Here is a 26,205-nt window from a genome sequence, read left to right on the forward strand (position 1 = left end):
GCCTCGCCCGTCATCGTGGTCACCGTGATCGAAGTCAACGAACTCACCAAGCGCTACGGCGACAGGACGGCCGTCGACCGACTGACCTTCACCGTGCGGCCGGGACAGGTCACCGGCTTCCTCGGCCCCAACGGAGCCGGCAAGACCACCACGCTGAGGCTGATCCTCGGCCTCGACACACCCACCGGCGGCTCCGCCACGGTCGGCAGGGCCGACTTCCGCGGCCACCCGCGTGGCCTGCGGCACGCCGGGGCACTCCTGGACGCCGGCCAGGTGCACGGCGGACGCAGCGCGACGGCCCACCTGTCCGCCCTGGCCCGCAGCAACGGCATCCCGCTGCGGCGGGTCGAGGAGGTGCTGCAGGAGGTCGGGCTGGCGGAGGTCGCGAGGCGGCGCATCGGCGGCTTCTCGCTGGGGATGAAGCAACGCCTCGGCATCGCCGCCGCCCTGCTCGGCGATCCGCCGGTGCTGCTGTTCGACGAGCCGATCAACGGCATGGACCCGGAAGGCGTTCTCTGGGCACGGCACCTGTTCCGCCGACTGGCCGCCGAGGGACGTACGGTCCTCCTCTCCAGCCATCTGATGGCGGAGATGGAGAACACCGCCGACGAACTGGTCGTCATCGGACGGGGCCGGCTCATCGCCGCCGAGTCGCTGGAGGACTTCGCCGCCCGCGGTACGCGCCGCAGTGTCGTGGTGGGCAGCACGCTGGCCGCGGAGTTGGCGGCCGTACTGACCGCCGCCGGCGCATCGGTGCAACCACAGGGCCCGGCGGGCGCCGGGAGGCTCTCCGTGACCGGGGTGCCGGCCGACCGGATCGGAGCACTCGCCCTGCAACACCGGATCCCGCTCGACGAGCTGACCACGAAAACGCCCTCGCTGGAGGAGGCGTTCATGGAACTCACCGCCGACAGCGTCGAATACCTGGCAGGACAGCCCCGATGACCACACTCAGCACGCCCTCGCCCGTCCGCTTCGGTGACCTGGTCGCCGCCGAGTGGATCAAAACGCGGTCCCTGCGCTCCACTTGGTGGACGATCGCACTCGCCGGCCTGTTCGTGATCGGCTCCGCCGCCGTGGCGGCACTCGCGGACTACCGCAACCTGGCTGCCGCCGGCCCGCCTGCGCACCGGCCCGCCGACTTCCTTCCCTTCGACGCGTTTCCGCCGCCCGGCTACATGACGCTGATGCTCGTCGCCGGCAGCGTCGGCGCCATCACGGTCGTCAGCGAGTACAGCAGCGGCCTGATCCGCACCACCACCGTGGCCGTACCGGCCCGAGGCCAGGTGGTCCTGGCCAAGGCGACCGTCACCGCCGCCCTGTGGACCGTCGTGGGCACGGCCGTCGCCACCGGCTCCTTCCTCGTCTCCCAGGCCATCCTGGACGGCCGGCACGCGGGAGTCCCGATCACGCACCCCGGTGTGTCGCGGGCCCTGGTGGTGTCCGCCCTGCTGGGCCCCGTCTGCGCACTGACCGGGCTGGGCCTGGGCGTGCTGATCAGGCACGGCGCGGCGACGATGGCCACCACCGCCTTCACGCTGCTGATGCTGCCCACGGTCTTCTCACAGACCAAGCGGTGGTCCGCCGACGTCAACCACCTCATGGTCGTCAGCGCCTGGCACCGCCTGGTCCAGAACTGGGCACCGGACCCCGACGCCCCCATGTTCAGCGCCACGGTCCCCGGTTCCTGGGCCGTGTACGCGCTGTGGCCGCTGATCGCCGTCGCCGCCGCCGTACTCGTCATCGGGAAGCGGGACGTGTGAACGCCGGATTCTCGATGATCTCTTACCGGTGTCTTCACGGTCACGCGCGGTCCGCTGCATACCGTTGCCGTCGGTGGGTGGCTGCCGACGGTGGCGGCCCTCGATCAGGTGCGGAGGAACGGATGACGGCTGGTCGCCGTGCCGTGCTGGCCGTCATGGCGGGCGGACTGCTCGTCGGCTGCACGGGCACGAAGAACGGCGGCGGCGCCTCGGCCGCCTCCTCGTCCGGCCCGGCGGGGACGGGCACGGGCGAGTCGGCCACGCCGGCCCCGACGGCCCTCCCCTCGGCCACGGCCTCCACCGCACAGCCTCCCGTGACCCGCGCGGAGATCGTGACCCGCTACGGGCGCAGCGTGCCGCACACCTGGGGTTTCGACGCCCCGGGTGTGGTCCACTCCCTGCCGCACACGACACGCGACATCGCGCTGACCTTCGACGCGTGCGGCGGCCCGGGCGGCAGCGGTTACGACCGGGCGCTGGTCGATTTCCTCCGCGCACGGCACGTTCCGGCGACCCTGTTCCTCAATTCCCGCTGGATCGACGCCAACCCGGCGGAGTTCCACCGGCTGGCCGCCGACCCGCTGTTCGAGATCGCCAACCACGGCACCCGGCACCGCCCGCTGTCCGTCACCGGCCGCTCCGCGTACGGCATCCCCGGTACCCGTGGCGCCGGTGAGGTGTACGACGAGATCGCGGGGAACCGGGACAAGCTGACCCGCCTGCTCGGCGCGCCGCCGCGCTTCTTCCGGTCCGGCACCGCGTACTGCGACGATGTCGCGGCGCGCATCGTCACCGACCTCGGGGAACGTTTCGTCAGCTTCTCCGTCAACGGTGACGGCGGCGCCACCTTCACCGCCGAGCAGGTCCACGCCACCGTCGCCTCGGCGCGGGCCGGTGCCGTGGTCCTGTGCCACATGAACCACCCCGAGGGCGGCACCGCACGGGGCATCGCGAGCGCCGTCCCGCACCTGCTGGCCACCGGCCACCGCTTCGTCCGCCTCTCGGACGCCCTGCACCGGACTTGACGTCCACCCGGGAGCGGGCCGCCGTACCGAACGTGACCTGGCGTAGCGCACCGTCATCGTGAAGAGGGCGAGCGCAGTGACCGGCGGACCACATCGGCCCTGCTGCCGTACACAACCTCTGCTGTCCATGTCCCACCACTCGTCACCGGGTCCGCAACGGATCACAATGTGTCCCACAGACAGACCGGCCGCCGGGAGACGTCATGAGCACATCAGCAGAGCCAAGGGTGTCCGGCCTCGAGGTCCGGTCCATCGACTACGTCCCCCTGGACGAGCGGCACGGCAAGCTCTGGCACCTGGGCCCGCTGTGGTTCATGTCCAACGCCCAGATCGCGACCCTGGCCGTGGGACTCATCAGCATCACCGAGGGCGGCAACCTCATCTGGTCCCTGCTGGCCATCGTCGCCGGCACCGTCCTCGGCACCTTCTTCATGGCCTTCCACTCGGCTCAGGGACCCCAGCTGGGTCTGCCGCAGATGATCCAGTCGCGGCCCCAGTTCGGCTATGTCGGCGCCCTCCTGGTGTGGCTCTTCGCCTATGTGCAGTACGCGGGCTTCAACGTCTTCAACAGCATCCTCGCCGCCGACTCACTGCACACCACCCTGCACGGCAGCGTCAAACTGTGGGTGGTCGTGGTCACCGTCGTGGCGCTCGTCATCGCGCTGGTGGGCTACGACATCATCCACAAGGCCGAGCGGGTCCTGACGTACACCTTCCTGGTCGTCTTCGGGATCTTCACCGTCGGTGTCCTCGTCACCCTGCACTATCCTGCGGGCTCCTTCGACCTCGGCGCCTTCAAGTGGACGCCGTTCCTCGCCCAGTTCGGTGTGGTCGCCGGCTACCAGATCAGCTGGGCCATCTACGTCTCCGACTACTCGCGCTACCTCCCGCCGGACGTGACGGTCCGCAAGACCTTCTACTGGACGTACTTCGGCTCCGCGCTCGGCGGCATCTGGCTGATGGTCCTCGGCACGCTGCTCGCCGCCTGGGCCGGCAAGGACTTCGAGACGATCAAGTCGATCAACGCGGCCGGTGACAAGGTGTTCGACGGCTTCGGCGCGATCGTGCTGCTCTTCGCCGCCCTGGGCCTGGTGTCCGTCACCGCGCTGAACATGTACGGCGGTTCGCTGACCCTGATCAGCGGCATCGACTCGTTCAAGCGGGTGCGGCCGACACTGGGCGTACGCCTGCTGACCATCGGACTGACCGCGGCCCTCTCCCTGGTCGGCGCACTGGCCGCGACCTCCAACTTCCTCGAGAACTTCAACAACTTCCTGCTGCTGGTGCTCTACCTGTTCATCCCGTGGACCGCGGTGAACCTCATGGACTACTACGTCGTGCGCCGCGGCCACTACGCGATCGCGGAGATCTTCAACCCCCATGGCATCTACGGCCGTTGGGGCTGGCACGGCATCATCTCCTACCTGGTCGGCTTCGCCGTCATGATCCCGTTCTTCTCCGTCGGCACCCTGTACGTGGGGCCCGCCGCCAAGGCGCTCGGCGGAGCCGACATCTCGTTGTTCATCGGCCTTCCGGTCGCCGCGCTGCTGTACTGGTGGCTGACCCGCTCGATCGACGTGGCCGCCGAGACACGCATCGCCCAGGCCGAGGCGGAGGCGCTGGAGCAGGCGGCCCACGAGCACCGCGAACCCTGACCGGGCCGGCTTCGCCGTGACCGTTTTGCTGCTCTCGGACATCAACACCAACCTGCTGAAGGAGGCCGGCGCCGTCGTGCCGGTGCTGGGTCTCGCCGCGTTCCGCTCGTACGCCGCCTTCTGGCTGTCCTCCTCATGGATCGCGCCGCGCCTGCTACTCGCCGGGAACACGCACAACGCGCTCGGTCTGTTCCTGCTCACGCTCACCTACCTGCTCCTGGCCATCGGCGCCTTCCTTACCGGCGCGCAGCCGCATGCCATCACCCAGGTCGGCGGGTGGTTCGGCACCCTCGCGGGACCCGCCGCCTGGTACGCAGCGGCGGCGACCGTCATCAACGACACACACGGCCGCACCCTGCTGCGCGTGGGCCCGCGCCGGACTGGCGCGGTCCGACCGGCACGGGAGGAGCGGCCGGCCTGAGGACTCCACGGGACGGCGACGAGCCCGAGCGACTCACCGGAGTCCCGGCTCCCGCCGACGCACACGCGGCCGGGACAATCCTCGTCATGAACGACGACATGGCTGACGCCCGGAGCCGACTGGCCAGGATCGAGTGGCTGCTGGAGAGCGGCGAACGCGAACTGATCCCCGCCTGGCGCCGGGCGACCCGCGGTGAGCCGCGCTGGACGGTGACGGCGGTGATCCTGGCCGCCGTCGCCCTGCAGCTGATCCTGCCGCACCGCCTCATCCTCCTCCGGACGGTCTGGGCCCTGCCCGCCCTGGAACTGGTGCTGCTGGCCGGACTGATCGCGGCCAACCCCCGGCGCGTGGAGCCCCGTACCCGCCTGCTGCGGTACCTGGGTCTGGCCCTGACCTGCGTCATCAGCCTGGCCAACGGCTGGGCGGCGCTGCGGCTCGTGGGGGACCTGGTGAGCGGCAAAGGGGGAGACAGTGCGGTCCCGCTCCTGCTGACCGGTGGGGTCATCTGGGTGACCAACGTCATCGTGTTCGCCCTGTGGTACTGGGAGTGGGACCGCGGCGGCCCCATGGCCCGGGTCCAGGGGCAGCACCAGTTCCCCGATTTCCTCTTCGTGCAGATGCAGAGCCCGGAACTGGCCCCGCCGGACTGGGAACCGGCGTTCCTGGACTACTTCTACCTCTCCTTCACCAACGCCACCGCCTTCAGCCCGACCGACGTCATGCCGCTGTCCCGCTGGTCCAAGATGCTGATGATGCTCCAGTCATCGGTGTCCCTGGTGACCGTGGCCCTCGTGGTCGCCCGAGCGGTCAACATCCTGAAGTGACCGGCCTCGGACACCACCGGTGCTTCGCCTGAATCGGAGCGAAGCGGTCGATGAGCCGGACGTGCGGGGGAGTGATGCCGGGCGCGGCTCGGGGCGTGGGTCGTTCAGGGGAAGCCGGGACGCGGCGGGCTGGGTCTCGTCCACGCGGCCGTTCACCGGGAGAGCGGGGAGCGCCGTGCTTCCGAGGTCGTCCCCGCGCCTGCTGGGGTCGAGGAGGGGTCGCCCACATCTCCTATGAGGTGCGGGTCTGCATGGAGCTGAGTCCCCCACGCGTGGTCCGCCTGGCAGGTGTGGAGCGCGTCGGCCGCGAGGGCGGCGCCCCGCCCCCACACGGAACCGCGCGGCCCAGTCTCGGAGTCGTGCGACGGCGGCAGTCCCGCCGGCCGGGTGGGCCGCGACGGCCCGCTTCCGGCTCTCCGGGCCCTGGAACTCCTGGCCGGGATCTCAGCTGATCAACCACAAGTACGAGACCCTCGAGGTCGACGTGGGGCCCACCGCGGCCTGTCCTGACCACGCCGCGCGACCTCCCGCCGGGCCGGGGTCCTGGCCCGGCTGTCGCCGGCAGTCCGGTCGTACCGGTCGGCGAGCGGGGCGTCAGCCTGCCGCCGGGCTGTGCGAGGGTTTGACGACCGACTTGAGACGCGGGCCGAGACGAATGCCGCTGGAGCCGTCACCTCCTCGACGAGGCGATCCGCCGCCGGATCAGTCGAGGAGCCGGAGCAGGACGGCGGCCTCCGCGCGGAGCTGAGAAGCCCGGTCGGCCTGAGCGGGCGCCGTGAACTGCTCCGCGAGCGCGAGCCGTTCATCGGCTTCGGCTCGCACGATGTCGGTGATGTGCTGTTCGCTCAGCTCACGCCGGGGAGCCTCGGTGGCGCCGACGCCGAGCGGCACCTCTTCGACGGCCGAGCCGCGCAGCTCGGCCGCGCCGACCGGTACCGCCTCGGCGTTGTCCACCGCGGCGAGCGTGGAACGCAAGGCGCTCACCGCGACCTTGTCGCGCGCACGCATCGCTTCTCGCAGGGCCTGACGCATATGAAGGCGCAGAGACATACCGGCGACCCTATGGTCCGCCCCCGGGGGTCTCAACGGAATATCCGGCGGACGTGTCACATCCTGGTGGGTTGCTCGGTCATAGGTGCAGTCAGCAGCGAGAGCGGAGGAGAAGTCGTATGCCAACCGATGAGGCAACTCGTAACAAGGCGACCGCCACACGTTTTCACGAGGCTCTGAGCACCAGAGACCTGGAGATCATCTCGGAGACGATCGATGAGCTCGTGGCGCCCGACGTGCTGTTCCACGCACCGGTCCCGATGGGGATGACGGGAGCGCGGGCCCTCAAGCAGGTGTGGGCGGTGCTGCTTCAGGCGTTTCCGGACGTTCACGTCACGGTAGAGGATGTGATCGCCGAGGGGGACAAGGTCGTGGCCAGGAACACGGTGACCGGGACCCACCGGGGCGAGTATCGGGGGATGCCGCCGACCGGCAGGTCCGTCACCTACGGCGAGATCTTCGTCTTCCGTTTCGAGGGCGGCCGGATCGCCGAGATCTGGGGCGTGGTCGACGTCTTCTCACAACTGCGCCAGCTCGGGGCCGTCTCATAAGGCCGCTGCGCTACCGCACCAGGGCAGCCACACCGTCGAACTCGACACGCACGCCTCGCGCACGAGACGGGAGACGACGGTCGTCCGGGATCTCGTGCGTGACGGGGTCGAGCGGGCCCTGACCGGACGTGAACACAGGTCGCTGACCTCGACGGCCTGGGACAGCGGCGGCTCGCTGCCATCGGGAAAGCGGACAAAGGGGGGTGGTCGGTGCGGATGCCTTCGATCACGCGAGCATGGTGCGGGGCATGGCCTCCCTGACGGGAGCGGAAATCCCTTTGCCGGGATTCGCCGCGCACACCGACACTGAGACCATGCTCGGATTCGTCAGGACCGACAGCGAAGCCCTCGTCTCATGCCTGGGCGACCCGCAACGCACCACCGCCGCATACCGCGAGCTGCTCAGACGCGGGGACCGGGCGGTGAGCGCCATCCGGGCCGGCCTGCGCGACGCGAGTCCCGCCGTCAGGGAGGGCTGCTGCAGGCTTCTCGACCACCTGGTCGACACCGACTCGATGGGCGAACTCGTCGCCATGGCCGACGACCCCGACGCCCGCGTCAGGATCGCCGCGTTCCATGCCCTGGCCTGCGACCGGTGCAGGGGTGACGCCTGTGCGCCGGGTCCGGACCGGGTCCTCGAACCCGCGCTGCACCACCTGGCCGCGGATCCCGACCCCCACGTCCGGGCCATGGCCGCCGAGCTGGTCGGCAAGTTCGCGCGCGCCGACGCACGCGCCGCCGCTGCCTTGCAGGAGTCCCGGGCCAACGACCCGAGTCCTGCCGTACGGAAGAAGGCGGGCTGGTACGCACCGGGAGGACCGATCCACGAACGGCGGCGACGCGGCCCGGCGACGTCGGCCCATCACCCCGAGTGACCCACGTGCTCGGCCGGGCTTCTTCCGCCGCCATCGGCGTTTCCCCGCGGTCAGAGACTGGTCAGCAGGCCGTCGAGTGGAGCGGGCACGCGATCGGGGGCCAGTGCCTCGACGAGGACGCGGCCGTACCGGATCTTGCGCCCCTTCTTCGTGCCGAGGAAGCGCCGCAACTGCTGGTGCGCGGTGCGGCCCTGCTGCGCGGGCTGGCGCAAGAAGGTCTGCAAAGCCCGCAGTTCGCCCTCCGCCCGGACGAGCTCCTGCACCCGTGTCACGCCCAGCGCGCGGATGAGCTCGTCCTCCAGATCCGCCGCACAGACGAAGAATCCGTGCTGTGCTGCTCCGGCCCCGACCAAGGCGCGGGCGTAGTAGCCACGCTCCGCCTCGTCGCACAGCCCTGTGAGGCGCAGGCCCAGGCCGGGCGCCCCGAGGAGCCGGGCGAAGCGCCCTACGCTCATCGCACCGCCGATCGGCAGGACGCAGACGCCTTCGGCCGCCAGATTCCGGTCGCGGCGTGCGGCCAGCGCGTCGACCGCCGCGACGTCGCTCAGCCCTTCGAGCAGGACGGCGGCCCGTACGTCCAGTCGCGCGGCGAGCTCGCGCGCGGGGTCGCCGGGGCCACCGCCCGCCCATGCGACGACCGCTTCCCGGAACGACCCCATGTCAGCCATGAGTTGAGTCTCTGCCCTTTCCAGCCACCGTGGTAGGGAATTTCCAGTGGGAGCTTTTCCGGCGGCGAGGACGTCGCCGCGGACCCGAACGACCGACCTGAGGACGTGACGATGATTCTGGTGACCGGTGCGAGCGGGAACGTCGGCAGCGCTCTGCTCGCCCACCTCGCCACCGACGGCGTGCCCGCCCGGGCGGCCTACCGTGATCCACGGACGACGGCCCGGGTGATCGAGTCGGGCCGTCACGCGGTGACGCTTGACCTGGCGGTCCCGGAGACGCTCGCACCGGCACTCGACGGCATCGACACCGTGTTTCTCGTCGGCGCCACGGGCCCCGACCAGACGACGCAGGAACTCAACATGGTGCAGGCGGCCCGTGCGGTGGGTGCCCGCGTGGTCAAGCTGTCGGTCTGGCGGGCCGACGAGGGACTGACGCCGATTGCCCGGCTCCATCGGCCCGTGGAACAGGCACTGGTGGCCTCGGGGCTGCCCTGGACGATCCTGCGGCCCAACTTCTACCTGCAGAACTTTCTGCGCCTGCCCTCGATCCGCGCCGCGGGGGAGTTCAGCCTGCCGCTGATCAACGCACCCATCAGCTTCATCGACGTCGGCGACATCGCCCGGGTCGCCGCGCGCGTGCTCACCACCGAGGGCCACGACGGTCGCGTCCACGATCTCACCGGGCCCGAGGCGCTGACCTATGCCGAAGCCGCACAGGAGTTCTCCCGCGTCCTCGGCAGGCCGGTGCGCCATGTCGGCCTGCCCGACGACGAAACGCGCGCGGTCATGCTGCGTCGCGGCATTGCGGAGTTCCACGCCGACGCTCTGATCGGGGTGGCCCGCGCGTACCGTGACGGCGGTGCCGAGGCGGTCAGTTCGACCGTGCCCGACCTCACCGGCCGTGCGGCACTCGGGTTCGCCGAATTCGTACGCGGTAACCGCGACCACTTCTGCTGACTCCTGCAGGGAAGGATGACTCCCGAAGGGAAGGCGGACGGGCGCGGTGAGGCCGAGGGCCGGGCGGGCCCCGCCGGATCAGCGGGAGGCGGGAAGGGCCTCCAGCATCTTCCGTGCCGTGACGGTCGCGTCGTAGTCCTCGCGCACGCCCGGAACCAGGATGATGTCCCCCTCGATGTGCCGGGCGCGCAGCGGCGCGATGGCCTGGTACGCCTCCGAGTCCCACCAGGCGCGTGCCTGGGAGATCGACGGGAAGCCGATCACGACGACGTGCCCGGGCCATGCGCCCTCCTTCACCTCGTGCGGATCGCCGTGTACGAGGAACCGGCCGCCGTACGGTTCGAAGGTGGCGGTGATGCGGGCGATGTACTCGGCGATCTCCGGGTGCGGAGCGGCTTCCCGCAGGTGCGCGATCGCGTAGGCGGTCATGGTGTCCTCCGTTCGGTCGGCTGCTGTGCTGTGCACGATCCTGCCGTCGGCGCGCGCCGCGGTCGATGACCTGCCGGGTAATCGCCGGGTGATCAAGGCGCGGAACCGATCCGGGCCGGCCGGGGCTGAATCCGGCCACCGCAGGCGTCCCCAGCCACCGCCGCCGTATCCGGCCATCGCCCTGACATGGTGTTTTACAGTGGCTGACAGCAGTTTCGGCGACCACATCTGGGAGGAATGCGCGAACATGCCGACTGAAACGCTCGAGTTTCAGGTGGAGGCCCGTCAGCTGCTGCAGCTGATGATCCACTCGGTCTACTCCAACAAGGATGTCTTCCTGCGTGAGCTCGTCTCCAACGCCTCCGACGCGCTGGACAAGCTGCGTCTGGAGAAGCTGCGGGACGACTCGCTGGACGCCGACGTGTCCGATCTGCACATCGAGATCGACATCGACAAGGACGCCCGCACCCTCACCGTGCGGGACAACGGCATCGGGATGTCGTACGACGAGGTCGGGCAGCTCATCGGCACCATCGCCAACTCCGGCACCGCGAAGTTCCTCCAGGAGCTGCGGGAGGCCAAGGACGCGGCGGGCGCGGAGGGGCTCATCGGCCAGTTCGGCGTCGGGTTCTACTCCGGCTTCATGGTGGCGGACGAGGTCACCCTGGTCACCCGGCGCGCCGGCGAGACCCACGGCACCCGCTGGACGTCGCGCGGCGAGGACACGTACACGCTGGAGCCGGTCGAGGACGCGCCGCAGGGCACCTCGGTCACCCTCCACCTCAAGCCGGCCGACCCGGAGAACCAGCTCCACGACTACACCTCCCCGTGGAAGATCAGGGAGATCGTCAAGCGCTACTCGGACTTCATCACCTGGCCCATCCGGATGGTCCCGGAGCAGGGCGAGGGTGACGAGCCGCGCGAACCCGAGACGCTGAACTCGATGAAGGCGCTGTGGGCGCGGTCGCGGGACGAGGTGTCCGACGACGAGTACCACGAGCTGTACAAGCACATCGCGCACGACTGGCGCGACCCGCTGGAGACGATCCGGCTGCAGGCGGAGGGCACCTTCGAGTTCCAGGCCCTGCTGTTCCTCCCCGCGCATGCCCCGCACGACCTGTTCACGCGGGACTTCCGGCGCGGAGTGCAGTTGTACGTCAGGCGCGTCTTCATCATGGACGACTGCGAGGCGTTGCTGCCGCCGTACCTCCGCTTCGTCAAGGGTGTCGTCGACGCGGCCGACCTCTCGCTCAACGTGTCCCGCGAGATCCTCCAGCAGGACCGCCACATCGAGATGATGCGGCGCCGGCTGACGAAGAAGGTCCTGTCCACGGTCAAGGACATGATGGCGAAGGACCGGGACCGATACACCACGTTCTGGCGGGAGTTCGGCACCGTCCTGAAGGAGGGGCTGGTCACCGATCCGGAGAACCGCGACGCCATCCTCGCCCTTGCCTCGTTCGCCAGCACGCACGACGACACCGAGCCGACCACGCTCAAGAGCTACGTGGAGCGGATGAAGGACGGCCAGGAGGACATCTACTACCTCACCGGCGAGTCCCGGCAGAGCATCGAGAACTCCCCGCACATGGAGGCCTTCCGGGACCGGGGCATCGAGGTGCTGCTGCTCACCGACCCCGTCGACGAGGTGTGGGCGGACGCCGTCGGCGAGTACGAGGGCAAGAAGCTGCGGTCCGTCGCCAAGGGGCAGATCGACCTCGACGCCAAGGACGAGGACACCTCCGAGGGCGAGCGGGAGAAGCGGAACGAGGACTACGCCGGACTGCTGGGCTGGATGAAGGAACAGCTGGACGAGGACATCAAGGAGGTGCGCCTGTCCTCCCGTCTCACCGTCTCTCCGGCCTGTGTCGTCTCCGACGCGAACGACCTGACCCCGGCGCTGGAGAACATGTACCGCGCGATGGGCCAGGAGGTGCCGCGCGCCAAGCGGATCCTTGAGCTCAACCCGGGCCACCCGCTGGTGAAGGGCCTCAATCAGGCGTACCAGGAGCGCGAGGACCGCACCGGACTCACCGAGACCGCGGAACTCCTGCACGGGCTCGCGGTGCTCGCCGAGGGCGGCCAGCCCAAGGACCCCGCCCGCTTCGTGAAGCTGATGGCGGACCGCCTGGAACGCGCGCTGTAACCCAGCACCGCCAGACACCGGCGGCCTGTCCCGTACGGCGCGGGCCAGACCGCCGGCTGCCTTTGCGCCGGGCCGTCAGCCCCCCTGTGACTCCGTCGAGCAGGCACTGCGGGTGGCGTCGGCGGCCCAACGTGAGCCTGGTACCGACGAAGTGACGAGGCCGAGGAGCGCGCAGCGGTACGACGGGCTGCCCCGGGGCAGGAGCCGTACCGAGGGCGTACACGGCCACGAAGGACCCCGTGGTGAGCAGCACGAGCGGCTGTGGGCCCACGCCGGCGACCGCGGTGGCGGCCAGGGTGACGAGGCCCGAGAGCCCCGTCACGACCGCCAGGCTGCGGCGTGGCACCTCGCCGACGCCGCCGCCCTGGTCGAGCGAGGCAGGCAGCGCGCCGCTCGCGTGCGAGTGCGGCGCCCAGTTCGGCCGCTCCGGTGAAGTGGGCGTTCATGGTGCCGAGGGCGAGCTGCGGAGCGGCGGCCACGGCCGGCCCGGGCGCGTGCGGCAGCGCGGTCCGCAACAGCGTCACGAGCAGCACGCCCAGCACGAGGTGGAGCCGGCCGGAGACCGCAGACCGCATCCGTTGGTCACCACCACGAGGACCAGCAGCAGCGCCGCCGTGAACCGGGTCCCGGCGCGGAGGCGGAAGTCCTGGCGCCGGCCCCATTGCGGGTGCTGATGGCACGGACGATCAACGTGCCGGCCGACACCTGCCGCCACCCGCTGGACAAACAGGAAGCCTCGCCTAGACTGAGCATCCAGAGATGGAAAATCGGTCCAAGAGCTCATGGAGAGGCTTCCCATGCAAGCGGCGGAGGCTGACGAGCACCTCATCCGTGAGGCCGAGAAGATCGCCGTGGCGTTGGGACGCATGTTCCCGGGGCTGTGCGAGGTGGTGCTGCACGACCTGCGGGATCCCGAGCATGCGATCCGGGCGATCGAGAACAACCTCTCCGGCCGTCGCGTCGGCGACTCGGCGACGGAGCTGGGCCTGGCGCGCATCGAGGACCCGGACTACCCCAGCGTCATCCAGAACTACCCCAATCAGTTCCCCGACGGCCGCCCCGCGAAGAGCACGTCCATCGGTATCAGGAACACCGCGGGGGAGTACATCGCGGCTCTCTGCCTGAACCTGGACGTGTCCGTGCTGTCACCGGTGACCCTCACTCTGTCCAACCTGGTGGCCACGGACACCGAGCACCGCGAACAGCCCCTGGAGACCCTGCGGGACCGCACCGCCCGCGAACTGCGTCAGGCGGTCGAGGCGCGTGCCGCGGAGCGCGCCGCGACTCCCCGCTCGCTGAGCCGGGAGGACAAGAAGGCGCTCGTACGGCAGTTGCAGCGGGACGGCTACTTCGACTCGCGCGATGCCGCACAGACCATCGCGGACCTGCTGGGTGTGTCCCGGGCGACCGTCTACAACTACGCGAAGCAGCACGGTGGTTGAGGAATTCTCCTGGACGGTGCCGAGCGGGCTTCGTTCGGCCGGTGACCACCAGCAGCCGGAAAAACGGATGTCGGCGGCATCGTCGGCTCCGCTAGCGTCGGCCGCATGACTCCAGCAGATCTCGCGGCCGTCATCTCCGACGGCATCCGCACGGCCATCCAGTCCGGACACATCTCGGCGGAGGTGCCCGAGGAGATCCGCGTGGAGCGCCCCCGGCACCGCGCCCACGGCGACTACTCGACCAATGTCGCCCTGCAGCTCGCCCGTTCCGCGGGCCTGCCCGCCCGCGCCGTCGCCGAGGCACTGGCACCGCTGGTGAGCGCGGCCGCCGGAGTCGCGAAGACCGAGGTCGCGGGCCCCGGTTTCCTCAACATCACGCTGGAGACCGCGGCGATCGGCGCCCTGGCACGGGACATCGTCCTGGCCGAGGACGCCTACGGCCGCACCGACAGGCTGGCCGGCCTGCGGCTCAACCTGGAGTTCGTCTCCGCCAACCCCACCGGCCCGGTGCACATCGGCGGAGCCCGCTGGGCGGTCGTGGGCGACGTCCTCGCCCGGCTGCTCGAGGCCGCGGGCGCCGAGGTGTCGCGGGAGTACTACTTCAACGACGCCGGCGTACAGATCGACCGCTTCGTCCGCTCCCTGCTCGCCGCCGCACGGGGCTTGCCGGTTCCCGAGGACGGCTACAGCGGCGCGTACATCGAGGAGATCGCGAACGCCGTGCTGCGGCACCACCCCGGCGCCCTCGACCTGCCGGAGAGCGAGTCCGCCGCTGTGTTCCGGGCGGTGGGCACGGAGCTGATGTTCGAGGAGATCAAGACCTCGCTCGCCGCGTTCGGCACCCGCTTCGACACCTACTTCAACGAGAAGGACCTGCACGACCGGGGAGACCTGGACGCCGCCGTCACCCGGCTGCGGGGCGGCGGCCATGTCTACGAAGCCGACGGCGCGCTCTGGCTGCGCACCACGGACTTCGGCGACGACAAGGACCGGGTCCTGGTGAAGAGCGACGGCTCCTGGACGTACTTCACCGCGGACTGCGCCTACTACCTGAACAAACGCTCCCGCGGCTTCGAACGGGTCGTCATCATGCTCGGCGCCGACCACGTCGGCTACGTCGGCCGGATGCGGGCCATGGCGGCGTGTTTCGGCGACGACCCGGACCGGCATCTGGAGATCCTGATCGGCCAACTGGTCAACCTGGTCAAGGACGGCAGGCCGGTGCGGATGAGCAAGCGGGCGGGTACGGTCCTCACCCTGGACGACCTGACCGAGGCGGTCGGCGTCGACGCCGCGCGGTACGCGCTGGCGCGGGCCGGCGTGGACTCGATGATCGACCTCGACATCGACCTGCTGACCCGGCAGTCGAACGACAACCCGGTCTACTACGTCCAGTACGCGCACACCCGGCCCTGCTCCGTCCTGCGCAAGGCGAGGCAAGCCGGGATCGACAAGGGCGCGCCGGAGGACTTCGACCCCGCGCTGCTCACCCACGGACGGGAGGTGGACCTGCTGGCCACGCTGGCCGAGTTCCCGCAGGTCGTGACCACCGCGGCCACGCTGCGCGAGCCACACCGGGTGGCGCACTACCTGGAGGCACTCGCCGGCACGTACCACCGCTTCTACGACGCCTGCCGGGTCCTGCCGCGGGCCGGCGAGACCCCGGACGACCGTACCCGGGCACGGCTGTGGCTGACGGAAGCCGGCAGACTGGTGCTGCGCAACGGGCTGCACCTGCTCGGCGTCTCCGCACCGGAACGGATGTGAGCGCCCGGCAGACGCTAGGAGACCGGTTGGAAGATGTCGGTGACGACGTCGGCCGGTGCCGTCGCATGTGCCTCGACGAACCACTCCCGGCCGAGCAGCCACCCGAAGACAGGGGCCGGGATCCGGGTCAGCACCCTCATCACGGGAGCAAGGCGGCCCGGGCCCGACACCTGCGAACGATGAGCGGCGAGCGCCGCCTGTTTCCGGGCCGCGAACCGGCGTACGTCCACGGTGTGGGTGATGGCCGCGCGCGAGCTGTAGGCCGTGCGCCACACATCCGTGTCGTACCGCCATGGGATCCTCAGCATGCGCACCAGTGTCACCAGGCGCGCCACCACATCGCGCGGGATGGTCGCCTCCAGAACGCGCGGCACCCCGGCGAGTTCGGCGGCACGCCTGCCGACCTCGTGCACCCTGACGTGGTCGCGGTGGCCGTAACCGCCCCGTGCGTCGTAGCTGAGCAGCAGGTTCACCTCTTCCTCGCGGAGGACGGCGGCCAGCCGCTCGGCCGCCTCCTCCGGATCCACCCGCACGAAACGTGCCCGGTCCGGCGGATCCGGATACAGCACCGCCCCGTGGCCGCTGTCCGCATACCCCAGATGCGCCACACGCTGCACGCCCAGCACGGCCGCACTCGCCCGGAGCTCGTCCAGCCGTGGCGCCCCGCCCTCCGGCACCGCGTCCATGAGCCCGTCCGTGGCGACCACGATCACCACACGATGTCCCTCGGCGGCGGCTCGCGCGAGCGTGCCTCCCGTCAGGAACACCTCGTCGTCGGGATGGGCGTGAAAGGCCAGCATGGTTGCCATGGACCCATTCTGGAGACTGCACGCATGGAATTCTTCTGCTACCACCGCGATCGGCGAGACTCCCTGGCGCGGCGCATGGAGCTGCTGGAAGCGCACTGGTCCTACATGGACCGCTTCGGCGAAGAGATGATCGCCCGCGGTCCGACCCTCACCGCTGACGGCGAAGTACCCACCGGCAGCGTGCACATCGTCGACCTGCCGGATCCCGCCGCCGCCCGCGCGTTCGCCTTCGACGAGCCCGGCTACCAGGCCGGTGTGTACCGAGACGTGCTGCTGCGTCGATGGCGCAACATGCTGGGGCGCACCATGTGGGACTTCCCCGGAGGGCGCACCGGCGGCCGACGGTACCTCGTGCTCGGCCTCGGCCAGGGACAGGCCGCCGACCTCGCCGTGCCCCCGGACCGGAACGAGCTGATCGCATACGGGCCGCTGCTGTCCGACGACGCCACCACCTGGCTGGGTACGGCAGCACTGGTCCGGGCACCGGACCCGGACGCGGCACGGGCCGTGCTGACCGTGGACCGGTATGCCGACATCGAGGTCCACGACTGGCGGTTCGGCGGACGCCAGTGATCTCTCGCGCGTCCACTGCGGCCTGACCGGCTGTCTGGAGGCGGAAGTCTTTGCCCGTCTCGATGCGTTTCTTTGGCTGAACGCGGTGTGACGGTCCGCTTGCGTACATGTTCCGGCTCTCGGATGTCGGTGCACGACCCGCACCCACTCGCCGGCTCGACACATTCCGAGGAGAAGCCATGTCCCGACGCCCGGCCCACCCAGCACGCTCCGTCACGGCGGCCGCGGCCGCCCTGGCCGCGGTCGGCGCGCTCACCGCCGCGGCCGCGCCCGGCCCGGCGCACGCGTCCGCCCACCCGCACCCGGCGGCCCGGCATGTGCTGCTGCTGTCCGTCGACGGGCTGCACCAGTCCGACCTCGCCTGGTACATCGCCCGCCACCCCCGTTCGGCGCTGGCCCGGCTCACGGCCGCCGGCGTGCAGTACACCCACGCGGCGACCACCAACCCCTCCGACTCCTTCCCCGGTATGGTCGGCCAGCTCACGGGCGGTGACCCGGGCACCACCGGCGTCTACTACGACGACACCTACAGCTCCGCCCTCCTGCCGGCCGGCACGACCAAGTGCACCGGCGCCAAGCCCGGTGCCGAGGTCGACCTCACCGAGGACCTCGACAAGAACCAGGACTCCCTCGACGCAGGCCAGGGCCTGACCGGCCTGCCCGGCAGCATCCTGCAGATGACCGGTGACCCCACCACCCTCATCGACCCGGCGAAGCTCCCGGTCGACCCGAAGACGTGCAGACCGCTCTACCCGCACTCCTACCTGCGCGTGAACACCGTCTTCGACGTGGCCCGCACGGCCGGACTGCGCACCGCGTGGTCCGACAAGCACGCCGCCTACGACATCCTGAACGGCCCGTCCGGCAAGGGCATCCAGGACCTGTTCACGCCCGAGATCAACAGCAAGGCCATCGGCTACACCGCGGGTGACTGGACGAAGGACAACGCCGCGACCGAGCAGTACGACGGGTACAAGGCCCAAGCCGTGCTCAACGAGATCGACGGCTACGACCACAGTCGTACCCACGAGGTCGGCACCCCCGCGGTCTTCGGCATGAACTTCCAGTCCGTCTCGACCGCCCAGAAGCTGCCCAACTCCGACGGAATGCCGGGCGGTTACCAGGCGAAGGGCGTGCCCGGCCCGCTTGTGGTGAAGAACCTGGACTTCGTGGACCAGCAGGTCGGCGCCTTCCTCGCCGAACTCCGCAAGCGGCACCTCGCCGACAGCACCACCGTCATCCTGTCCGCCAAGCACGGACAGTCGCCCACCGACCCCACGGCGCTGACCCGCATCGACGACGGCCCCCTGCTCGACGGCCTCAACTCCGCCTGGAAGGCGGCCCACCCGGGCTCCGGCGACCTGGTCGCCCACGCGGTGGACGACGACGCCATGCTGATCTGGCTCACCGACCGTTCCCCGGCCGCCACCGACTTCGCCAAGGCCTACCTGCTCGCCCGGTCCGGCACGGGCAACGACATCGACGGCAAGGCCAGGCCCTTCACCGCGAGCGGCCTGCAGACCCTGTACGCGGGTGCCGACGCCGCCCGGTACTTCCACGCCCGGCGGGGCGACTCCCGCGTCCCTGACCTGGTGGGCGTCACCCAGTACGGCGTCGTCTACACCGGCGGCAAGGGCAAGATAGCCGAGCACGGGGGCGCCCACGCCGACGACCTCGACGTCCCGCTCGTCGTCTCCGGCGCCGCCACCCCGCGCGGCGTACGCGTCAACGGACCGGTGCACACCACGCAGATCGCCCCGACCATCCTGCGGTTGCTGGGCTTCGACCCGCGGGACCTGGAGGCCGTCCGTATCGAACACACCCGCGCCCTGCCCGTGAGCTGACCTCAGCTGATACTGCGTCAATCCCTCTATTCGGGATGTAAACGGCCACTACGGTAAAAGTTATGGATTCCTCCCGGATCCGTAATGCCATGCGCGTTAACGCCGCAAAATCGGGCGAAGGTTGCAGGGTGTGGCTGTGCGGCCGACCGGCCGCCGACCCGCGCAACCTCGTGAAGGGGGACCCTGTGTCCGCTTCTTCTCCCGTCCGCCGTATCACCGCAGTCGCTGCAGTGGCCGCCGCCCTGGTCGGCGCCGCGGCGCTCCCCGCCGCGGCCGCCGGACACCAGCCGGGCCGTACGCACCAGGCGGAGGTGTACATCAGCGGCGTACAGCACGCCTGGCAGGGCCGGGACGCCCGGTCCAACCGTTCGCTGAACAAGCAGTGGGTGGACATCACGAACAGCACCCGCCGGGCGATGAACCTGGACAACTGGACCCTGTCCGACCGGGACGGCCACACCTACACCTTCCACCACGTGCTGCTCGCGGGCCGGGCCACCGTCCGCGTGCACACCGGGATCGGCCGGGACACCAGGACCGACCTGTACCAGGACCGCCGTACGCGCGTGTGGGACGTCAACACCGACACCGCCACCCTGCGCGACGCGCGCGGCCGCCTCGTCAGTGTCTTCGCCTGGGGCAGCAGTCACCGTGCCGTGGACACGGGTCGCCGTGACGCGGCCGGACGGCACCACGCCGGCCTCCGCCACCACGGTGCCGTCCAGCACCTGCACCACACCGCGGGCCAGAACCACGGCGACCACGTCGGCGGCCACCGCCACTGACCCGCCGGCCGGCGGCCCACACCCCGGGCGCTCCTGCCGGCCCACCCGCACGGATCCAGCCCCGGCCGGCTTCCCGCCGGCCGGGGCTGTCCCCGGCCCGGCATCGGCACCGGACATCGGGGAGAGGCGGCATCCTGCCGGCTCCGTGCTCACACCCCGCTCCCGAGCCCTGCGCGCCGGGCGTAACTCCCGCTGATCAGGCCCGGCAGTTCGTCGTCACCCGGGACGTGTTCGCCGACTTCGCGAGCGCGGCGGCTCAGCGGCTCACCGCGGACGGCCATCCCGCCTCCCTCCTGCCCATGGCGGAGGCGGACCCCGCCGCGCTGCCGTCCGACGCCGACCTGCTGCTCATCACGAGCACCTTCGGCGACGGCGACGCCCCGGACAACGGCGCCGGGTTCTGGGACACCCTCGCGGCTGCCGCCGCCCCGCGCCTGAAGGGCGGGCGCTACGCGGTCCTCGCCTTCGGCGACTCCTCCTACGACGACTTCTGCGGGCACGGCCGCCGCCTCGACCGGCGCATGGCAGAACTCGACGCCATACGGCTCGCCCCGCGCACCGACTGCGCACCGGACTACGAGACGGCGGCCGGAGCCTGGCTCGACCGGGTGCTCGCCGCGCTGCAGAGCGCCGACGGGCCCGCGCTCGCCCCGGCCCCCCCCTCTCTCCGCAGCCCCCGCGGCTGTCCGCCCGAGCCGCCGTCCCACGCCCGTCACCGCCCGCCTCGCCGGGAACCGGCTGCTGAGCTGCCCGGCGCGGGCAAGGAAGTCCGCCGCTTCACCTTCGACACCCGCGACAGCGACACCCCGCTGGTCTACGAGGCCGGGGACGCCCTGGCCGTCCACCCCGTCAACCGGCCGGACCTCGTCAAGGAGTGGCTCGCCGTGACGCGTACTGAGCCGGGCGGTACGAGCGTGCGTCCCGCCCGGGCCCCGGATTTCACCCGGCCGTGCAGCACCCCGATGCCCGCCTTCGCGCCGTGGGGGACTAGCGTCGTCCCGTCATGGATCCGAGCCGGTTCTTCCCTGTCGGGCCGAAGGAGGACGATCTGCATGGAAGGTCACGCGATGACCGAACTGTCGGCGGGCCAGCTCCCCGAGCTGACCACGGGACGTCTGCTGTCCGCATGGCACCTGGACGTCCCCGCGCTGCTGCTGGTCATCGCCCTGGGCGTCCTGTACGGCTGGGGCGTCGCGCGGCTGCGCGGGCGCGGCGAGCCCTGGCCGCCCGCCCGTGCCGTCGCGTTCGCGCTGCTCGGCCTGGGCGCTCTGGTGGTGGCCACCATGTCCGCCCTGGCCGTCTACGACCATGTGCTGTTCTGGCCGGCCGCCGTGCAGAACATCCTGCTCGACCTCGTCGCACCCCTGGGCCTCGCCCTCGGTGACCCGCTGCGGCTCGCCGTCGAGGCCCTGCCGGAGGGCGCCGCGGGACGAGTGCGCCGGGCCATGACCGGCCGCCTGGTACGGGTGCTGACGTTTCCGCTGGTCAGTACGGCTCTGGTGCTCGGCACCGAGCTGACGGTGTACTTCACGCCGTACTTCGAGACCGCCCTGCGCGTGGGCTGGCTGCACGAGCTGATGTATCTGCACCTGCTCGCGGCCGGCAGTCTGTTCGTCGTACCGGTGCTGACCCATGAAGAGGCGCTGCCCGCCTGGTGCACCCACCCGGTGCGCGCGGCGCTGGTGTTCCTGGACGGGATCGTCGACGCCGTCCCGGGGATCGTGGTGATGACGCACAGCACGCTGATCGCGGGCGCCTGGTACCTGCACCACGCGCCGGCCTGGTCCCCGGACGTCCAGCACGACCAGCAGATCGGCGGTGGCGCGATGCTCAGCATCGCCGAGCTGGTCGCGCTGCCGTTCCTGCTGGCGCTGCTGTACCAGTGGGCGCGCGCGGAGCGGGTGCAGACCGCGGCCCTCGACCGCCGCCTCGACGCGGAACTGGCCCGCGTCGCGGTGCCTTCCCCGGACCAGGCTCAGGCGGCCGCCCCCGAACGGGTACGCCCCTGGTGGGAGACCGAACAGAACGAGGTGGCCGCGAGGATCAGGAGCCAGCACCGGGAGAAGTGAGCCTTCCATGATCGCGGCCGCACGGTTCGGCTCCCGCCGAACCGTCGGCGTTCTACGGTCGGCCGCATGGAGAACGCACCGCACCGGGCCGGGCAGGACGGCGGCCACCTGACCATCACACCGAGCATTCTCTACTTCGGCACCCCCGTGGTGCTGCTGACCACCGAGAACGCCGACGGCACCTTCAACCTGGCGCCGGTCTCGTCGGCCTGGGCGCTCGGCCAGGTGGTGGTGCTGGGGCTCGGCAGACAGGGGCAGACCGGCGCGAACGTGGCGGCCCGGCCGGAACTGGTCATCAGCCTGCCCGAACCACGGCAGTGGGCGGCCGTCGAGTGCCTGGGCGAGCTCACCGGCCGGCCCGCGGCGGCCGGGCACGGACCCCGCCACGCCCGTTACGAACCGGACAAGTTCACGGCAGCCGGCTTCCGGGCCCAGCCCTCGCACGCGGTCCGGCCGCCGCGGGTGGCCGAATGCCCGATCCAGCTGGAGGCGCGGGCCGCCCGGGTGGGCACCGACAGCGCCGGGGACTTCCTGATCGTCGAGGCCCGGGTGCTGAAGGTGCACGCCGACCCGCGCCTGGTGGTCCCCGGAACCCAGCACATCGAGCCCGCCGCCTGGAGCCCGCTGATCTACAACTTCCGGCACTACTTCGGCCTCGGCCCCGAGCTCGGCCACAGCGGCATCTCCGAAACGCCCGTCAGGAAGCCGGAAACCGTCGGCGGGAGTAGAGTATTCATCGACCGGTGAATTTGTTGGACCAGGTGAACCAATGGTCTCGTGAAGGGCAGGACCGCCATGGAACAGACCACCTGCTGCGTCGTGGGAGGCGGCCCCGCGGGCATGGTGCTCGCCCTGCTGCTGGCCCGGTCCGGTGTACCGGTGACCGTCCTGGAGAAGCACGGCGACTTCCTGCGCGACTTCCGCGGCGACACCGTCCACCCCTCCACCCTGGCGCTGCTGGACGAGCTCGGCCTGGCCGGGCGCTTCGCCGAGCTGCCACAACGCCGGGTCCGCACCGTCCGGCTGCCGGTCGGAACCGACGGCGCGGCGGTCACGGTCGGAGACCTCTCGGTCCTGCCGGGTCCCTACAACTACGTGGCCATGGTGCCCCAGTGGGACCTGCTGGACCTGCTCGCGGACGAGGCCCGGCGTGAGCCGTCCTTCGAACTGCGGACGAACACGGAGGCGACCGGCTTCCTGATCGAGTCCGGACGGGTCAACGGGGTGCGCTACCGCACCACCGACGGCCGCACCGGCGAACTGCGCGCCCTGCTCACCGTCGCCTGCGACGGCCGCGGATCCCTGGCCCGTACCCGCCCGGAGCTGCGCCTGCGCCGCTTCCCCTGCCCTATGGACGCCTGGTGGTTCCGGCTGCCGCGCCGGGAGAGCGACCCGCAAGGGCTCTACGGCAGCGCCGGTGACCGCTTCCTGACCGCGATGATCGACCGCGGCGACTACTGGCAGTGCGCCGGCCTCATCCCCAAGGGCACCGACACCCAGCGCCGCGCCGCCGGCCTCGACCGCTTCCTGGCCGACTTCACGGCGGCCGTCCCCTGGATCGGCGACCGCGCGCACGCCCTGCGCTCATGGGACGAGGTCAAGCTCCTCGACGTACGCCTGGACCGACTGCGCCGCTGGCACCGCCCCGGCCTGCTGTGCATCGGCGACGCCGCGCACGCGATGTCCCCGATCTTCGGCATCGGCATCAACCTCGCGGTCCAGGACGCCGTGGCCGCCGCCCGCTACCTCACCGAGCCACTGCGCCGGGGCAGGGTCGACCCGCGCGACGTACGCCGGCTGCAGCGCCGCCGCCGTCCCGCCACGGTCGCCACACAGACCCTCCAGCGGATGGCTCACGCCCGCATCATCGCGCCGATCCTGGAGGGCCGGCCGCCCCTCGGGCGCGAGAAGAGGGCCCGGCGCGTGGCACGGCTGCTCGCCGAGAAGCGGTGGATGCGCCGGCTGCCCGCGTACTTCATCGGCTACGGCGCACTCAGGGAACGGCCGCCCGACTCGGCCGTCCGCCGGCCACGGACGGGCACCGCGGCCGGGGTCACCCCTGGAAAACGCCGGGACTGAAAGTGCCGGGACGTCCCTGTCCTGTCGGCGTCGGCCCGTTCGTCGTGAAGGTAGACACGCCGCACAGGCAGGACCACCGAGGAGGCCACCATGAAGTACGTACTGCTGCTGACCCGCGGCGCCTGGCAGGAGGAGGGCTCCGACCAGGAGCGGGCAGAGGTCTTCGGCGGGATCGTGGAGTGGTTCACGAAGTACCGCGCCGACGGGACGATCGTCGAGGCGAACCAGCTGCGTGAACCCGAGACCGCCACGACGGTCGTGGTCGAGCAGGGCCGCTCCACCATGATCGACCGCCCGCTGCTGGAGGCCAAGGAGGCGATCGGCGGGTACGCGATCGTCGAGGTGCCCGACCTGGACGCCGCCCTGAAACTGGCGGCGAGCTTCCCGGTGCCCGACGGCAAGGTGGAGGTGCGACCGATTGTCGAGCGCTGACCCGGCAGGCGCCCGGGACACCCGGTCGCTGATCGAGCGGGTCTTCCGCGAGGAGGCGGGCCGGCTGACCGCCAGCCTGGTCCGTCTCCTGGGCGACTTCGACCTGGCCGAGGAAATGGTCGGCGAGGCGGTCGTCGAGGCGCTGCGGCGCTGGCCGGACACCGGACCGCCCCGCCGGCCCGGAGCCTGGCTGCTGACCTGCGCGCGCAACAAGGGCCTCGACCGCATCCGCCGCGAGGCCCGCTTCCGGGACCGGCTCCCGCAGCTCGCGGCCCGCATCGAGGCCCTGCCGGAGACCGCCGAGCGCGAGCCCGACGACCGCCTCCGGCTCATCTTCACCTGCTGCCACCCGGCGCTGGACCCGGACGCACAGGTCGCGCTCACCCTGCGCGCCGTCGTCGGCCTGACCACCGCCGAGATCGCCCGGGCCTTCATGGTCCCCGAGGCCACCCTCGCCAAGCGGGTGACCCGGGCCAAACAGAAGATCGCCGCCGTCGGCATCCCCTACCGCGCGCCCGAGCCCGAGGAGCGCGCCGCGCGACTTCCCCAGGTCATGCGCGTGGTCTACCTCGTGTTCAACGAGGGCTGCTTCACCACCGGGGGAGACCTGGGAGTACGGCGGGAACTGGTCGACGACGCCGAATGGCTCGCCGCCCTCCTCGCCGGCGCGCTGCCCCAGGAGCCGGAACCCCTGGCCCTGCTCGCCCTCATCCGCCTGCACGCGGCCCGCTGGCCCACCCGCCTGGACGCCGAGGGGCGGCTGATCCCGCTCGCCGAACAGGACCGTACGCGATGGGACACCCGGCGCATCCGCAGTGCCACCGCTCTCATCGAGCGGGCAGCCAGGTTCGGCAGGCCGGGCCCGTACCAGATCGAGGCCGCCATCACCGCCGTGCACTGCGAGTCACCTGGCTGGAAAGAGACCGACTGGCCCCAACTGCTGCGCCTCTACGACATGCTGCTGGCCGTCGACCCCTCACCGGTGGTACGCCTGAACCGGGCCGTCGTGCTCAGTCACACCGCCGGACCGGCCACCGCACTGGCCGAAGTCGAGGCGCTGGCCGGGCAGTTGGGCTGCTACCACTTGTTCCACGCCACCCGCGCCGCACTCCTGCGGGAGCTCGGCCGTGACGCGGAGGCCACCGAGGCCGACCGCCGGGCCCTCCGCCTCACCGCCAACCCCGCCGAACGCTCGCTGCTGACCACCCGCCTTTCGCCGTAGACGCCACGCGGGCCGCGGCGAGCGACGTCGGCCGCCGCTGCGGGTGGGCGCCCCGTTGCTCGTTCGGGTGTGTGTCTCGTGCGGAATCCGGCCCCGGTGACCAGGCTTGACCTCGCGATGTGTCTCCTCGGGAAGGTGGAAGAACATGCCGACGTACGTCGCCTTGCTCAGCTGGACTGATCAAGGTGTCCGAAACTTCAAGGACACCGCGAAGCGAGCCGAGACCTTCGACTCAGCGGTACAGAAGCTCGGGGGAAAGCTCCTGAGTATCTACTGGACCGTCGGTTCCTACGACCTCGTGGCCATCGTCGAGGCGCCCGACGACGAAACGGCCGCTGCAGCACTTCTGCAGCTCGGTGGGGTGGGCAACGTCCGTTCCACGACTCTGCGGGCCTTCGGCCGTGAGGAGATGGAGCGCATCGTCGCCAAGGCGGCCGGCTGATGGCGTGCCGGCACGGGTCTGGAAAGCCCCCGCCGGTCCGTGCCGGCCTACGCGCCGGGAGCGCGGAAGGAGACCTGTCGGCGGGCAGCCTCGTCGATCTCGTCGACGGTGAGGAGCGGAGTGGCCCGGGTGTGGAGCGCGCCGCTGGCCTTGACGCTGAGGCTGACGGCGGCCATGGAGACCGGGTCGGGGAAGTCGAGGATGCACACGAGGTCGTCCTCTCCGAAGGCGAAGTACATGGCCTCGACCGTCCCGCCGAGGCCGGCGACGACGTGGTCGACGGCGGCCCGGCGGCCGCTCGCGCCTTCCTTGAGCAAGCCCTTCGTCCCCTCGGGCGTGTAGGTGGCCTGGATGAGGAACTTCGGCATGGGGGCGCT

At 70.9% G+C, this 26,205-nt stretch carries 26 protein-coding genes and 1 pseudogene; 22 read left to right on the forward strand and 5 right to left on the reverse strand.

The window, feature by feature from the left end:
- Positions 1-24: 24 nt before the first annotated feature.
- The 6 genes from FB563_RS39055 (at position 25) to FB563_RS39080 (ending at position 5,688) form a co-directional block, all read left to right on the forward strand.
- Positions 25-945, forward strand: a complete 921-nt coding sequence (locus FB563_RS39055) for an ABC transporter ATP-binding protein (RefSeq protein ID WP_055708239.1) — start codon at positions 25-27, stop codon at positions 943-945.
- Positions 942-1,763: an ABC transporter permease gene (locus FB563_RS39060; RefSeq protein ID WP_055708197.1), complete on the forward strand. Its 822-nt coding sequence runs from the start codon at positions 942-944 to the stop codon at positions 1,761-1,763. Before FB563_RS39055 ends, FB563_RS39060 begins: the two co-directional genes overlap by 4 nt.
- Before the next feature lie 122 nt (positions 1,764-1,885).
- Entirely contained in the window at positions 1,886-2,788 is a 903-nt protein-coding gene (locus FB563_RS39065) for a polysaccharide deacetylase family protein (protein ID WP_055708196.1), read from the forward strand.
- A gap of 203 nt (positions 2,789-2,991) precedes the next feature.
- On the forward strand, positions 2,992-4,443 hold the full coding sequence (locus FB563_RS39070; RefSeq protein WP_199832918.1) for a purine-cytosine permease family protein: 1,452 nt from the start codon (positions 2,992-2,994) through the stop codon (positions 4,441-4,443).
- Positions 4,444-4,459: 16 nt separating this feature from the next.
- Complete coding sequence (locus tag FB563_RS39075) at positions 4,460-4,864, forward strand: GPR1/FUN34/YaaH family transporter (RefSeq protein ID WP_055708194.1); 405 nt, start codon at positions 4,460-4,462, stop codon at positions 4,862-4,864.
- An 86-nt stretch (positions 4,865-4,950) separates the two neighbouring features.
- A complete protein-coding gene (locus FB563_RS39080) occupies positions 4,951-5,688 on the forward strand; it encodes a DUF1345 domain-containing protein (protein WP_055708193.1) in 738 nt (245 codons plus the stop codon).
- 702 nt (positions 5,689-6,390) lie between these two features.
- On the opposite strand, the gene FB563_RS39085 is transcribed toward FB563_RS39080, so the two are convergent.
- A complete protein-coding gene (locus FB563_RS39085; RefSeq protein WP_055708192.1) occupies positions 6,391-6,696 on the reverse strand; it encodes a GatB/YqeY domain-containing protein in 306 nt (101 codons plus the stop codon).
- 161 nt (positions 6,697-6,857) lie between these two features.
- Between FB563_RS39085 and FB563_RS39090 the strand changes: the two genes are divergently transcribed.
- Positions 6,858-7,289, forward strand: a complete 432-nt coding sequence (locus FB563_RS39090) for an ester cyclase (protein WP_055708191.1) — start codon at positions 6,858-6,860, stop codon at positions 7,287-7,289.
- Between the two features lie 314 nt (positions 7,290-7,603).
- Positions 7,604-8,164: a HEAT repeat domain-containing protein gene (locus tag FB563_RS39095; protein WP_055708238.1), complete on the forward strand. Its 561-nt coding sequence runs from the start codon at positions 7,604-7,606 to the stop codon at positions 8,162-8,164.
- 50 nt (positions 8,165-8,214) lie between these two features.
- Here the strand turns inward: FB563_RS39095 and FB563_RS39100 are convergent, their stop codons facing one another.
- On the reverse strand, positions 8,215-8,832 hold the full coding sequence (locus tag FB563_RS39100; RefSeq protein WP_055708190.1) for a TOPRIM nucleotidyl transferase/hydrolase domain-containing protein: 618 nt from the start codon (positions 8,830-8,832) through the stop codon (positions 8,215-8,217).
- Positions 8,833-8,943: 111 nt separating this feature from the next.
- Between FB563_RS39100 and FB563_RS39105 the strand changes: the two genes are divergently transcribed.
- Positions 8,944-9,789 (forward strand): SDR family oxidoreductase, encoded by an 846-nt coding sequence (locus FB563_RS39105; RefSeq protein WP_142219227.1) that lies wholly within the window; start codon positions 8,944-8,946, stop codon positions 9,787-9,789.
- 78 nt (positions 9,790-9,867) lie between these two features.
- On the opposite strand, the gene FB563_RS39110 is transcribed toward FB563_RS39105, so the two are convergent.
- Complete coding sequence (locus tag FB563_RS39110) at positions 9,868-10,218, reverse strand: DUF1330 domain-containing protein (RefSeq protein ID WP_055710333.1); 351 nt, start codon at positions 10,216-10,218, stop codon at positions 9,868-9,870.
- A gap of 247 nt (positions 10,219-10,465) precedes the next feature.
- Here FB563_RS39110 and htpG point away from each other — a divergent pair, with 247 nt between their 5' ends.
- The 3 genes from htpG (at position 10,466) to argS (ending at position 15,573) form a co-directional block, all read left to right on the forward strand.
- Complete coding sequence (gene htpG, locus FB563_RS39115; RefSeq protein WP_055710334.1) at positions 10,466-12,364, forward strand: molecular chaperone HtpG; 1,899 nt, start codon at positions 10,466-10,468, stop codon at positions 12,362-12,364.
- A 797-nt stretch (positions 12,365-13,161) separates the two neighbouring features.
- Positions 13,162-13,806 carry a helix-turn-helix transcriptional regulator gene (locus FB563_RS39125; RefSeq protein ID WP_199833040.1) on the forward strand — a complete coding sequence of 215 codons (645 nt, stop codon included), beginning with the start codon at positions 13,162-13,164 and terminating at the stop codon, positions 13,804-13,806.
- A gap of 105 nt (positions 13,807-13,911) precedes the next feature.
- Entirely contained in the window at positions 13,912-15,573 is a 1,662-nt protein-coding gene (argS, locus tag FB563_RS39130) for an arginine--tRNA ligase (RefSeq protein ID WP_055710336.1), read from the forward strand.
- Between the two features lie 14 nt (positions 15,574-15,587).
- Here argS and FB563_RS39135 read toward each other — a convergent pair whose 3' ends face one another.
- Complete coding sequence (locus FB563_RS39135) at positions 15,588-16,382, reverse strand: PIG-L deacetylase family protein (RefSeq protein ID WP_055710337.1); 795 nt, start codon at positions 16,380-16,382, stop codon at positions 15,588-15,590.
- A gap of 24 nt (positions 16,383-16,406) precedes the next feature.
- On the opposite strand from FB563_RS39135, the gene FB563_RS39140 reads away from it, so the two are divergent.
- The 10 genes and pseudogenes from FB563_RS39140 to FB563_RS39185 all read left to right on the forward strand — a co-directional run bounded on the left by FB563_RS39140 (position 16,407) and on the right by FB563_RS39185 (position 25,828).
- Positions 16,407-16,955 carry a YciI family protein gene (locus tag FB563_RS39140; protein ID WP_055710338.1) on the forward strand — a complete coding sequence of 183 codons (549 nt, stop codon included), beginning with the start codon at positions 16,407-16,409 and terminating at the stop codon, positions 16,953-16,955.
- 179 nt (positions 16,956-17,134) lie between these two features.
- Positions 17,135-18,799 carry an alkaline phosphatase family protein gene (locus FB563_RS39145; protein WP_055710339.1) on the forward strand — a complete coding sequence of 555 codons (1,665 nt, stop codon included), beginning with the start codon at positions 17,135-17,137 and terminating at the stop codon, positions 18,797-18,799.
- 185 nt (positions 18,800-18,984) lie between these two features.
- A complete protein-coding gene (locus tag FB563_RS39150; protein WP_055710341.1) occupies positions 18,985-19,584 on the forward strand; it encodes a lamin tail domain-containing protein in 600 nt (199 codons plus the stop codon).
- Between the two features lie 236 nt (positions 19,585-19,820).
- Positions 19,821-20,474, forward strand: a pseudogene (locus FB563_RS45680) (flavodoxin domain-containing protein); the annotation flags it as partial.
- A 177-nt stretch (positions 20,475-20,651) separates the two neighbouring features.
- The gene (locus FB563_RS39160; protein ID WP_142219232.1) at positions 20,652-21,653 is read left to right on the forward strand and encodes a cytochrome c oxidase assembly protein; all 1,002 of its coding nucleotides are present in this window, start codon (positions 20,652-20,654) and stop codon (positions 21,651-21,653) included.
- A gap of 66 nt (positions 21,654-21,719) precedes the next feature.
- Positions 21,720-22,400, forward strand: coding sequence for a flavin reductase family protein (locus tag FB563_RS39165; protein WP_055709643.1), 681 nt, complete (start codon positions 21,720-21,722; stop codon positions 22,398-22,400).
- A 48-nt stretch (positions 22,401-22,448) separates the two neighbouring features.
- The gene (locus tag FB563_RS39170; RefSeq protein ID WP_055709642.1) at positions 22,449-23,732 is read left to right on the forward strand and encodes an FAD-dependent oxidoreductase; all 1,284 of its coding nucleotides are present in this window, start codon (positions 22,449-22,451) and stop codon (positions 23,730-23,732) included.
- A 90-nt stretch (positions 23,733-23,822) separates the two neighbouring features.
- Positions 23,823-24,164, forward strand: coding sequence for a YciI family protein (locus FB563_RS39175; RefSeq protein ID WP_055709641.1), 342 nt, complete (start codon positions 23,823-23,825; stop codon positions 24,162-24,164).
- Positions 24,151-25,386 carry an RNA polymerase sigma factor gene (locus FB563_RS39180; RefSeq protein ID WP_055709640.1) on the forward strand — a complete coding sequence of 412 codons (1,236 nt, stop codon included), beginning with the start codon at positions 24,151-24,153 and terminating at the stop codon, positions 25,384-25,386. Before FB563_RS39175 ends, FB563_RS39180 begins: the two co-directional genes overlap by 14 nt.
- A gap of 145 nt (positions 25,387-25,531) precedes the next feature.
- Complete coding sequence (locus FB563_RS39185; protein WP_055709639.1) at positions 25,532-25,828, forward strand: GYD domain-containing protein; 297 nt, start codon at positions 25,532-25,534, stop codon at positions 25,826-25,828.
- A 47-nt stretch (positions 25,829-25,875) separates the two neighbouring features.
- On the opposite strand, the gene FB563_RS39190 is transcribed toward FB563_RS39185, so the two are convergent.
- Positions 25,876-26,196, reverse strand: coding sequence for a GYD domain-containing protein (locus tag FB563_RS39190; protein ID WP_055709638.1), 321 nt, complete (start codon positions 26,194-26,196; stop codon positions 25,876-25,878).
- Between the last annotated feature and the right edge of the window lie 9 nt (positions 26,197-26,205).

It is taken from the genome of Streptomyces puniciscabiei, from assembly GCF_006715785.1.
Lineage (GTDB): Bacteria > Actinomycetota > Actinomycetes > Streptomycetales > Streptomycetaceae > Streptomyces > Streptomyces puniciscabiei.